We start from the raw sequence: 11,991 nt of genomic DNA, 5'->3' as shown, positions 1-11,991 counted from the left end.
GAGGAGGTCAAGATGAACAAAAAGAGAATATGGTCTGTTTTACTTGCTGTATTGATCGTAATGAGCACAGTTTCACCGGCATTTGGTGTAACGATTGACAGCTCATTCAAAGTACCAGTTACGCAAATAACAGAATCAAACAGTAATGATTCGGTTCGTTTAATTGTCGAACTGAAAGGGGAACCAGTTATTGAGTCTGCTATTAATGCAGGCGTTAGTTACACTGAGCTTAACTCAAATGAAGTTGAAAAACTAAATGATGAGCTAGTTACCGCTCAAAATCAGGTATTTTCAAAAATTCAATCATTGAATGATGACGTTGTTTTACAACATACATTTACAGCATCGTTTAATGGATTTAGCTGTGACGCAACATATGCTGATATAGCTAAAATAAAAGCTTTGCCAAATGTTAAAAATGTTTATATCGCAAAGCAATATACACTTCCAGAGCCTCAAATGAACAATAGTAAGCCGATCATACATACCAACTCAATGTGGGATGTAGGTTATAAAGGTGAAGGGATGGTAGTAGCAGTAATTGACTCTGGAATTGACTATATGCATCCAGATTTTAAACTTACAAATGATGCTACAGGCAGAATCACAAAATCTTTTGTAGAAGCAGTAGTGGCAAATCAAGATCTTGCGGCAGAAAATTTTGGTCTTACTAAGTCAAGTGGATCAGTTGTCTACACTGCAAATGATTTTTACAAATCTGCTAAAGTGCCTTTTGCATATGACTATGCTGATAGAGATGCGGACACAAAACCAGATTTGCAATACTCTGAAGCATCTGAGCATGGTGGTCACGTATCAGGTACAGTAGCAGCTAACGGCGCTATAAAAGGGGTTGCTCCAGAAGCTCAAATATTATCTTTAAAGGTATTTAGTGACAAGGATAAATATGCATCAGAAGATACAATTGTAGCAGCAATTGACGATGCAGTAATTTTAGGAGCAGATGTTATCAATATGAGTTTGGGTTCTACATCTGGCTTTACAGACGGACAAGATCCAGAACAAATTTCTATTTCTAGAGCTGAGAAGGCAGGTTTATTAATATCTGTTTCTGCAGGTAATTCTTATAGATTTGGTCAAGGAAATGCCAACTCATATAATTATACTTGGCACTCAAATCCGGACACAGGTTTAGTAGGATCACCAAGTGCTGGTGCGGATACTTTCTCTGTAGCTTCATCAGAAAATACAATAGCAACATTACAATACATTAAAAGTTCAGAAGGTCTAAAAATCAAGTTTCAACCAACAGGCAATGCAGATCCAGTAACTGTATTTAATCAAGGACCTGTAGAATATGTGTATTGTGGTTTGGGCGGAACAGATGCAGACTTCGCTGGAAAAGACTTAACTGGTAAAATCGCACTAATTAAAAGAGGATCATATAATTTTACTGATAAAATATCTAACGCGGAAAAACACGGTGCTGCGGGAGTTATTGTATTCAACAGTAAGTATGAACCAGGTTTAATTTCAATGGCATATCCAGATAATGCAACAATCCCTGCTATGTTTATTAGTCAAGCAGATGGAAATGCACTTAATGCTGCTACAGTAAAAACTGTAGAATTTGACCCAGCTAATTGGGCTGAATTTGCCAAACCAGATGCACTTGAAATGAGTGATTTTTCATCTTGGGGTCCAACACCTAGTTTAGAATTTAAGCCTGAGATTACTGCACCTGGTGGAGATATTTATTCAACGGTAAATGATGGTAAATACACAACTATGAGTGGAACATCAATGGCTGCTCCTCATATCGCTGGTGCTTCAGCAATAGTAATGCAGTATATTGACAAGAAATTCCCTACAATGACTGAACATAATAAGGGAATATTTGCCAAAGCGCTTATGATGGGGACTGCAAATCCGATTGTAGATCCATATGGAACTTATTACTCTGTAAGAAAACAGGGAGCAGGTCTATTAAATTTAGATGCAGTTGTTAATACAGATGTATATCCTCATGCAGTAGGTGCTAAAAAAGAAGCCAAAATAAATATGAAAGAAGTTGGTGATGTATTTGAGTTCCAAGTGGCACTTGAAAACTTTTCATCAAATGATCATCAATATGTAATATCTGGTTCCACATTAACAGATGCTCTATTAGATAATACATTTAGACTTTTAGATGACATGATGTTAGAAGGAACTGTAATAACTGTATCTGGAAGTAATTTGATTGCAGCACAGTCAACAACTGTGGGCGTAATAACAATTACACCAGATGTAGATGCATCAACTATCAATGTTTATAATACAAAAGAATTAGTTAAAACAACAACTAATACTCCAATAGTTATTGTACCGGTAGCTGGAAATAGCACAAATACAATTACTGTGAAAGTTGATATTTCAAATGTAAGTGGCTCATATGAATACGCAGATAAGAAATTCATGCCAATGAAAGATGCACTTGAAATTTTATGTAACAATGGATATTTTGTAGAAGGCTATGTTGAATTTATTGATATGTTTGAAGCTGGTATTCCAAATCTAAGTATTCCATACTTAGCGTTTAACGGAGAATGGGATGCTGCACCTGTATTTGATCTGTCTGCTTATGATAAAGCTGATGATGGCTCTGACCTAAGTGGATTCTATTTTGATGAAAAAACAGGAACAGAATATCATCGAATGGTGAGTGATGTACTTACAACAGTAGATTCAAATATGAAAAAAACAACTACCTGGAGATATTTAGGTTTTAATCCAATAACAGGTAATTGGGATTGGGATACGGTTGCATTTTCACCAAACAATGATCAATATAAAGATACAGTTTCAATGTCATTTTCTCTATTGAGAAATATCAAAACAATGAATGTAAAAATACTAGATGCAAATAAGAATTCTTTAGGCTATATCAGTTTAAATAAAATAAAAAACATGAGAAAACCTTATAGTGGACAACCATTCTATATAATGCCTGATAGTACATTAGATGATGAAAAGTCTCTGATTTGGGACGGTAAAATCAATGACAAACGAGTTGCTGATGGTCAGTATTATTATGAAATTGAAGCTTCAGTAGATGGTTTTGGTACACAAATTTACACTTATCCAGTTGTTATTGACACAAAAGCACCAAAAGTTTCATCAGTTAGTTCAACAAGTCCTTCAGTTGTTACAGTAACAGCAACTGATGAGCATCAAATAGCATATTATCTTTTAATGAATCAAACTGGCGAAGTGGTAGCTGAGTCTGCATTGAATACAATTGATGTTACTGGACTTAGTTTAAACGGATATCTTTTATCGGCTGTTGATTATGCAGGTAACGAATCTATTTACGGCTTAACAGTTGGAAATGCTGGAGCAATTACGCTTACACTTGTATATAGCACACCAGCGCCAACACCAGATCCAACACCAACACCAGTTACACCAGATCCAGGTGCAGGTTTACCAACAACACCAGGTACTCCTGGAACACCAACAACACCAGTTACACCTACTACACCTACAACTCCAGCAACACCTGGACAAGTAGATCCTGCTAAATTAGGCGTGAGCACTGGCGCAACTGGTACAGTTGTAACTCTTCCTGCTGATGTAGCTAAAGCGGCTGTTGAAGCAGCAAAAGGTGGCGCAGTGGTTATTCAACTTCCTGCTTCAGTAGATGCTACTAAACCTGTAAGCGTAAGCTTACCAAATGCAGCACTCGAAGCAGCTGCAAAAGCTGGTTCACCAATCGTTATTCAAGGAACAAACGTTACATTTGAATTACCTGCTGGATTCGCTGATTTTGCTGGTAAAGATGTAACGGTTCAAATGGCTCCTAAAGCTGTTGAAAAATACAATGTTGAAGAAGGTGTTACACCACTTAACGTTGCTTATGAATTAGACGTTTTAGTAGATGGTAAAAAAGTTGGTACATTTAAAGCTCAACCTGAGTTATCATTTAAAGTTCCTGCTGGAACAATAAACCCACAAAACGTTGGCGTTTGGGTTCAAGAAGCAGATGGTTCATGGAAATTTATCATGACAACTTTCGATGCACAAACAGGTATGTTAACTGCAAAAGCTCCACACTTTAGCGCTTATGCATTAATGTCTTACAGCAAAACTTTTGCTGATATCAAAGGACACTGGGCACAAGCAAATATCGAAGAAATGTTAGCTAAATTCGTTGCTTCTGGCGTATCTGAAACTTCATTTGCACCACAAGCTAATATCACTAGAGCTGAGTTCGTTGCTATGATCGTAAGAGCTATGGGCGAAACAAACTCAGGTAAAGGCACATTTAAAGATGTTGCTGCTGGCGAATGGTATGCTGGTTACCTTGCAAAAGCTGCTGATTTAGGTTTAATCGCTGCTGATAAAGATGGTAACTTCAGACCTATGGAAAAAATCACTCGTCAAGATATCGCTGCTATCACTGCGAAAGCTCATGCAATCATCAACAATGTTGACTTGGCTGATCATTCACCAAGCGTAACATTTACAGATGCTGCTAAGATTTCTAGCGAAAACTTGAAATATGTTGGCTATGTTCAAAAAGAAGGTATCATCGTTGGTTACAACAATGCATACAGACCACTTGAGTTAGCTACAAGAGCTGAAGCAATTTCAATTATTCGTCAAATGCTTTACAAATAATAGGAACTAGAAATAGTGACTGTTAATAATAAGTAAATGACTAAGGAGACATTGTGAATCTAATAATAGATTTACAATGTCTCCTTTTATTTTTTGAAAAAACCACCTAAATTAGTGAATCGGTTTGTATTATATACTGGATGTTTGAAAATTGATGCTTCAAACACAGCATGATTAGTAAAATAATTTAGGAGGATGAAAATGAAAAAATCAAGTATTGAAGTATTAAAAAAGGGTATCTCTAAGGGCAGTATATTCATTTTGGTGATGGTTTTAATTATGATGAATAGTTCAATAATTGTAGCGGCGCAAGTACAGTCGGGAACGATGGAGACAGATGTTGCAACTCAGACATATTCCACACTATATGTAGATGGATCACAGGATTTTACATTCGTAGTAGATTCAAAAGGTAAAATCATTTCAGTGGTTAAAACTACAGATTCAAGTACAAAGTACCCTCAACTAATCGGCGTAGAGATTCAAGAGGGTTTAAAATCAATTTTTCTTGAATTAAATGTAGCGAATGCATTACCTATTCTCATAGGGCTTGATTCTGACGGTCAAGCATACGAATTTCTTTTGAATGATATTGGTGTTGCGCTCATGGGTTCACCTGTTTACTTACAAAGATTGAATGCTCAGCAAACTGATAATATAAAAAGAGTAGGAAATAGTTTGCTCATGCAGTATTATAGAGAAGAAGTTGAAAAGCTTACAGGGCTAAAAAACTTATCGAAAGAACAGTTTGAAGTGTTCTTAGTGAGTGAAAAATTTATGACATTGCTTGCGGCAATCAGTGATTCAATTGAATATAAAAAAATAAATCAACAGATTTTTGAACAACTTGTTTTAGAAAGTAACAAGAATAATCAAGACGATGACGACGATGACGATGATGACGATGAAGATGACGACAAATAAGTCGTTGATCTGTCAGGGGAGATAAATGAATATGGCGATTCTGATGAAAAAGAGAATTCCATTCTGTTAGATGAAATCATTCTCTGGAAAGAAGAACTTCATAAATTTGGTTTATCATTTAGACGAATTATCGATACGAAGCCAAAGCATACAGATACTTGCAAGAGAGCGTGTCAAATAGCAGAAGCCTCTAGTCAAAACGATGAAATTGTTTCTCTATTATATAAAAAATTAAGATTGCCTATCTTGATGATTCATCATTACGTGAAAGTCAGTGTCAAAATTATCGAAAAAAGTAAAGTGTTTATACTTTCTATGATGCTAGTGTTTATCAAAGATTTGGAGGAGATACAAAAATGGATCAAAGTAAAGTAATCTCTTCTAAAATGTATAGTGGATTGGCATTGGAAATAGAGGATGATAATGTCATCATGCTAACGGAAAATAGCGAGTTAATGCGCATAAAATTTAAAAAGGGGATTCATGTTGGCGATCAAGTGTATTTTTTTGATGAAGATATTTGTTCGATAAAAAATCATGTAGAAGGCTCTGATCGACTTAGAGTGGTTCGCTCAATAAAGCTTATTGTAGCAGCAGCGTTATTTATTTGTGCAATTCTTTTTGGTCAATCACATTCATTGGAAACAGCAGCAGTTTTAAGTATGGATATCAACCCAAGTATCGAATTTGAATTGGATGCTCGAGGCTATATAAAACGCGTTGTTTATTTAAATGATGAAGCTAAGACTCTAGTTCGTGAAGATGAAGCATTGGAACATTTGTATCTAGAGGTACTAAAGAATATGATAGTAGCTGCCAAAGATTTGGGTTATGTTAGTGATAAACACGATATTTTGATTGGTATAGCGCCATTGAATGATCAGGGACAACGACTCGTGTCAAAGATTAAAGATGATTTAAGTCTAATGGCATCAAATGGCGAGATAGGGATTGCTGTGAGTCATCAGTATGAAACATATGAAATGAGAAAGGGAAGTTTGGGAAGAGCGCTATTAAGTGATCAATACAAAAATCTTTCCGAGTATGAAGTCGAGCATTTAAGTATTAAGGATATTTATAAAAAAATAGATCCTCATTCAGAAAAGATGAACTGGGTCATAGAAATTGATGAAAACAGTTCTGAAGATATTAAAGAGGATCCAGAAGAGATAGAGAGTACGGAGACACAAAATGAGATAAACAGTACAGAGGATCACCAAAAAGATGACTTGGAAAGTGAAGATGAACGTGAAAACGATGAAGACGTTGAAGAATTGGATGAGTTAGAAACAGATGAGTTTGAAGTGGACGATCATGATTAAGCCGCATCGCGGTAAAGACTTCGCGTTTGGAGAGTGATCCTATCTTTAGGCTTTTACCACTCACAGAGTGCAAATTGAAAGAAATGAACCATGTATTGCATCATAAAAAAGCCACGAAGAGAGATAATCGTAAAACGCTCCACAGCCGCATCGCGGCGAGGACTTCGCGTTTGGAGAGAATCTATCTTCGTGGCTTTTATCTTGCACGGCTCATTACATCAATCTAACGAACCTTATTTTTTCACATCAACAGCTCTTAAAGTTGTATCAGGAGTCAATGTTCCTTTAGTTTTTAAGTCTTCTGCTAATAAGTTTCTTAATAATGGTTCATTGTAAGGGTTAGACCATTTAAAGTTTTTAAGTGTTACGTACTCATCTTGACCACCAGATAAGAAGTCATTTGTAACAACTAAGTAGTCTTTGTTCATGTCGATTAAAGAACCATCAGCCATTTTAACTTCAATGACTCTGCTGTATTCTGGTTTAGAAGAATCATAAGTGAAAGTTAAACCAGAAATTTGAATCATACCTTTTTTAAGTGTACAGCCTTGTTCCAATACAGCTACGATATCTTTACCTTTCATAGTTGTAGTTACAGGTGTATTATCAAATGGCATAATTTCAAAGATTTTTTCCATTGTTACAGGACCAGCTGGAACTTCAATACGGATACCACCAGCGTTTGTGAATGCAACGTCTGCTTTCTTAGAAGCTCTTAAAACGTCAGCGAACCAGTTACCAGCAGGTGAAGTTGTATTGTAGTCTTTTGTCATTGGAGCAGTTAAAGTACCTACTAATTTATTGAATGTAGGTGCTAAGTCTGTATTGTATTTTGCAACAAGTGCTTCGATCTTAGCATTTACTGGGATTCCTAAAGTACCTTTTTGAACGCCATAAACTTGTGAGCTACTTTCAAGAACTTTGTCGTTTACTGTATCGTAAGTTAATTTGATGTTACCAATCATACGACCATTTTTTGAAGCCATGATTACTGGAATGTTGTTTACTTTACCAGTTACAACGTTGTGTGCATGACCACCGATAATTGCATCAACACCTTTAACAGTGTTTGCAAGATCTGCTAATTCACCAGTGATTGCTTTTGTTTTGCTATCTTGAACAGCTGGTAAGTGAGATAATACAACGATTAAATCAGCGCCTTCTTTTTCAAGTGTTGGAACTAAAGCATTTACGATTTTAGTTGGGTTTTCAAAAGTATATTTGCCAACGAAATCTTTGTGAGCTGTTGTAGCAGTATCAGGAGTAGAGATACCGATGATACCTACTTTAACGCCGTTAACTTCTTTGATCATGTATGGTTTTGCCCAAGAAGCAAGTTTGCCATTTTCATAAACGTTAGCAGTTAACATTTGGTATTTTGCATTTTCAGCTTTCATTGTTTTGAAAACTGTTTCAATACCCCAGTCAAACTCGTGGTTACCAACTGTTGTAGCTGTGTAGCCAACTTCATTGAAGAAAGCAACAACTGGTGAGCCGTAAAGTAAGTTTGACATTGGTGTACCTTGGAAAGAGTCACCAGCATCTAAAATGATCGTTCCATCTGGATTTAAGCTTTCATAGAAATCAATGTAAGCAGCAAGTTTAGCAGCGCCTGCTTCAGAACCAGCTACTAAGTTTCCGTGGAAGTCATTTGTTGAAAGAATATCGATATTCACAACTGGATCAACTGTTTTTGCAACAGGTGTCACTACAGGTGTTGTAGCAGGTTTTTCAGCTACTTTTTTGGTTACATTAAGCACTTGACCAACTTTGATGAAGTTAGGGTCTTTAATGTTGTTAAGTTCTGCCAATGTTTTGTAATCCATTCCGTATTTTTCAGCGATCTTCCAAAGAACATCACCATCTTGCACCACATATGTGTCCGCAAACATTGGAATAGATGTGATGAGTAGTACAACTAATAATAATACTGACAACTTTCTTTTCACGATAAACCTCCTTAAGTTACTATAAGTTTTGTGTTTATGCTCGGCGCAAACAGTCATAGGTTGAGCATTCACTTCTCACGATGAGTCATCTTTTGCCTAAAAATTGTGATAAAAATAGGAAAAATGATTGAATGTTCGAAACGATATGATGCTTTTGCGCACATGAATATACATACACTTCTTATGTTATTCTAAAACACAGAAAATTTCAAATAAATCCTTCAAATTTGTAACATTTCACTAACAAAAAATCTTAGACAGTCATGCAAATATAACTACATAATCGAATTCGTTGTCATCAATTTTCATAAATTAAATTAAGCAGTTTCCTAATCTGAAAAAGGTGCTTAAATTTAACACAAAACAGGTATATATTATCATAATCTTGTAAAAATAAAGGCTTTTTAACCTAGAACCTTTTTTAAACCTAGAATCTTTTTAAATGTAGAATCCATTCGGAGGTGCTTATGGAGAGTAAAACATATGAAAAAATGATACTTAGTCGCATTGAAAGTAGCATTAACATCATACTCCCATTGGCATCTCTGATTTGTTTTGTTGGTGCATACGCAGTCTATGTTGTTGAGTCAAAGCTATTTTTTGTGACCTATAATGCTGCCATTGGTGCTGTGTTATTATTTCTTTTTTTTGCAAGAGAACTTGTGAGTATACGCGCAAAAATCATCGTGTTAATTGTAACATCACTTGTTCAGGGGATGGCATCTCTTTATGTATATGGCATCAATAGCTCAGGCGTAGCCCTTCTTACCATCAGTTTGATTCTAACCATCGGATTTTTTACATATAAAACAGGCCTTATTTATTCGCTTGTTTTATTTGGGCTTTATATAACCTTTCCAGTAATGATACATTTTGGGTGGATTGAGTACCGTGGTGCACATGAAGCACTTTTAAACAATCCATTTGAGTGGGGAATACACGCATTGGTACTACTCATGCTTGAGATCATCTTACTAGTTGTTTTTGGCGCAATTAAAAAGTACTTGTTAGACAGCATGATGGATGTTGATTTACATCTGGATAAAATTTATCATTTAGCGTATTATGATCAATTAACAAAACTGCCAAACGGCAACCGTTTTATTGAAGAAATGGATGAGAAAAAGCCAAAGACTGGTTTTTTAGTCCTTCTAAATATTCGCGGACTCAATCTAATTAACTCCATTTACGGGACGGATCTTGGCGATCGAGTCATCTGTCATGTGGGGGCGGCTCTTGAAAAAGAAAAACAAATCGATGAGTGTGTGGCAAAAATCGCTGGTAATGAGTTTGTATGGCATAGTCTTTCAAAAAATTCAGACGATATGCTGATTAGAATTGGGAAACTTGCAGATGTGATCAATCTAGAAGCCGATGAAAAGGATATTCCCACGAATATTCATTTTAATGCAGGTTTTGTTGAAATTGACGGAGAGTATGACAGTATTTCTGAAGTGATACAAAAAGCGGCAATGGCGCTTGAACAGGCAAAAATTCATAAAAAATATAGCGTGATGAATTATGATTATGAACTGGATGAAAAATTTAGAAGTGAAGAGAAGATTAAGAATTACTTGGCACAAGGGATTAGTCATAATGAATTTTATATCAGTTATCAAGAAAAACGCGATTGCACGGACAATAAAGTGGTGGGAGTAGAAGCCTTGGCAAGGTGGGAATCTCCGACGCTTGGCTCGGTGCCACCATCGACATTTATCCCGATTATTGATAAGGCAAATTTAAGTATTGTTTTTGGCAATATGGTGATTCGAAAAGTTCTTGAAGAATATCGCGCCTTAGTGAAAGTCTATGGTGAAGACATCTCTGTGTCGATTAATATATCGCCGACACATATTGCATCGCCTGAGTTTTCAGACTTTGTGATACAAGAGACAAAGAAGAAGGGAATCAATCCACATCACATTACTTTAGAAATTACCGAAGACAGTTTGATTGAAAATTTAGATTTAATGGCGGATGTTCTGAGACAATTAAGAATAGAAGGATTTAAGATTTCTTTAGATGATTTTGGAACGGGATATTCGTCACTGAGTTATCTATCTAAACTTGGCTTTGACGAACTCAAAATCGACAAATCATTCATTCAACAACTCAGTGATGATCAGAAAACAGGCACGCTCATACGAACCATTATCAACTTAAAAGATACCTATGGCATCAACATCGTCGCAGAAGGTGTCGAAACGAAAAAACAAAGTGATATGCTTCTCAACTTCGGCTGCAATGTGCACCAAGGGTATCTTTTTTCAAAACCATCGCCACTTAAAAACCCTAAGTGACGTTATAAATACAGCTCGTGCGCATTGTATGAGCTGCGAACAAGTGGTGAAGAAGCGACATGATCGATACCAATCGCTCTCGCGTATTGACCATAAGCATCAAATGCTTCTGGTGTGATATAAGCAATAAGTGGCGCATGTTGGCTAGATGGTGGCAAATATTGCCCGATAGTTAAGATGTCCGTGTGAACCGCTTTTAAATCCTCTATGAGCTTGTGCACCTCAGGCTGTTCTTCACCAAGACCCAGCATAAAACCAGATTTTGATAAAATAGAAGGTGCATATTCTTTAACGCGTTTGAGAAGCTCTAGACTTTGCGCATAATCCGCTTCAGGTCGTACACTTTCGTATAGACGCTCAACGGTTTCAACATTGTGATTAATGACATGTGGCTTTGCATCCATCACACATTTTAATGCATCAAAATCACCTTTAAAGTCAGGAATCAGCACTTCGATAATCGTATCAGGTGACGCCTCGCGTATGGCCCTGATGGTTTCTGCAAAAATGTAAGCGCCTCCATCGGATAAATCATCTCTCGTAACCGAGGTGATGACCGCATGCTTTAATTCGAGTTCTTTCACTGCTTTTGCAACGCGATAAGGTTCATCCAGGTCGGGCGGCAGCAATTGACCGCTTTCGATATTGCAAAAACGGCAATGGCGGCTACAGACACTTCCTAAGATCATAAAAGTTGCAGTTTTTTTAGAAAAACACTCCAGTCGATTTGGACAGTTTGCCCCGTGACAGACGGTGTTGAGATTGAGAGATTGAATGAGCGATGTTACTTGGTTCAGATTCTTAGGATTAGAAATCTTTACTTTTAACCAATCGGGTTTTTTGGTGTAAGGGATTTTCGTCATTGGAAAAGCC

General features: G+C 36.5%; 6 protein-coding genes. 4 read left to right on the top strand and 2 right to left on the bottom strand.

The genetic code is table 11. The features are described 5' to 3' along the window. Positions 1–12 precede the first annotated feature (12 nt). From ACZ41W_RS10170 to ACZ41W_RS10160, 3 genes are all read left to right on the top strand, one after another. Entirely contained in the window at positions 13–4,623 is a 4,611-nt protein-coding gene (locus ACZ41W_RS10170) for a S8 family serine peptidase (protein ID WP_464311871.1), read from the top strand. A gap of 201 nt (positions 4,624–4,824) precedes the next feature. After that, on the top strand, positions 4,825–5,547 hold the full coding sequence (locus ACZ41W_RS10165; RefSeq protein WP_464311870.1) for a hypothetical protein: 723 nt from the start codon (positions 4,825–4,827) through the stop codon (positions 5,545–5,547). Positions 5,548–5,903: 356 nt separating this feature from the next. Next, positions 5,904–6,869 carry an anti-sigma factor domain-containing protein gene (locus ACZ41W_RS10160; protein ID WP_464311869.1) on the top strand — a complete coding sequence of 322 codons (966 nt, stop codon included), beginning with the start codon at positions 5,904–5,906 and terminating at the stop codon, positions 6,867–6,869. 233 nt (positions 6,870–7,102) lie between these two features. Here ACZ41W_RS10160 and ACZ41W_RS10155 read toward each other — a convergent pair whose 3' ends face one another. Then, the gene (locus ACZ41W_RS10155) at positions 7,103–8,818 is read right to left on the bottom strand and encodes a 5'-nucleotidase C-terminal domain-containing protein (protein WP_464311868.1); all 1,716 of its coding nucleotides are present in this window, start codon (positions 8,816–8,818) and stop codon (positions 7,103–7,105) included. Between the two features lie 467 nt (positions 8,819–9,285). Here ACZ41W_RS10155 and ACZ41W_RS10150 point away from each other — a divergent pair, with 467 nt between their 5' ends. After that, a complete protein-coding gene (locus tag ACZ41W_RS10150) occupies positions 9,286–11,118 on the top strand; it encodes a putative bifunctional diguanylate cyclase/phosphodiesterase (protein ID WP_464311867.1) in 1,833 nt (610 codons plus the stop codon). 2 nt (positions 11,119–11,120) lie between these two features. On the opposite strand, the gene lipA is transcribed toward ACZ41W_RS10150, so the two are convergent. Next, on the bottom strand, positions 11,121–11,981 hold the full coding sequence (lipA, locus tag ACZ41W_RS10145) for a lipoyl synthase (protein ID WP_464311866.1): 861 nt from the start codon (positions 11,979–11,981) through the stop codon (positions 11,121–11,123). Positions 11,982–11,991: the final 10 nt, after the last annotated feature.

This window comes from Fusibacter fontis (assembly GCF_055378735.1).
Note: the sequence above shows the minus strand (reverse complement) of the source record. Positions and strands in the feature narration are given on the sequence as shown.

Excerpts from the sequence above, each read along its gene's own strand:
- ACZ41W_RS10170 (WP_464311871.1), top strand. The coding sequence starts at position 13 with ATGAACAAAAAGAGAATATGGTCTGTTTTACTTGCTGTATTGATCGTA.
- ACZ41W_RS10165 (WP_464311870.1), top strand. The coding sequence starts at position 4,825 with ATGAAAAAATCAAGTATTGAAGTATTAAAAAAGGGTATCTCTAAGGGC.
- ACZ41W_RS10160 (WP_464311869.1), top strand. The coding sequence starts at position 5,904 with ATGGATCAAAGTAAAGTAATCTCTTCTAAAATGTATAGTGGATTGGCA.
- ACZ41W_RS10150 (WP_464311867.1), top strand. The coding sequence starts at position 9,286 with ATGGAGAGTAAAACATATGAAAAAATGATACTTAGTCGCATTGAAAGT.
- lipA (WP_464311866.1), bottom strand. The coding sequence starts at position 11,981 with ATGACGAAAATCCCTTACACCAAAAAACCCGATTGGTTAAAAGTAAAG.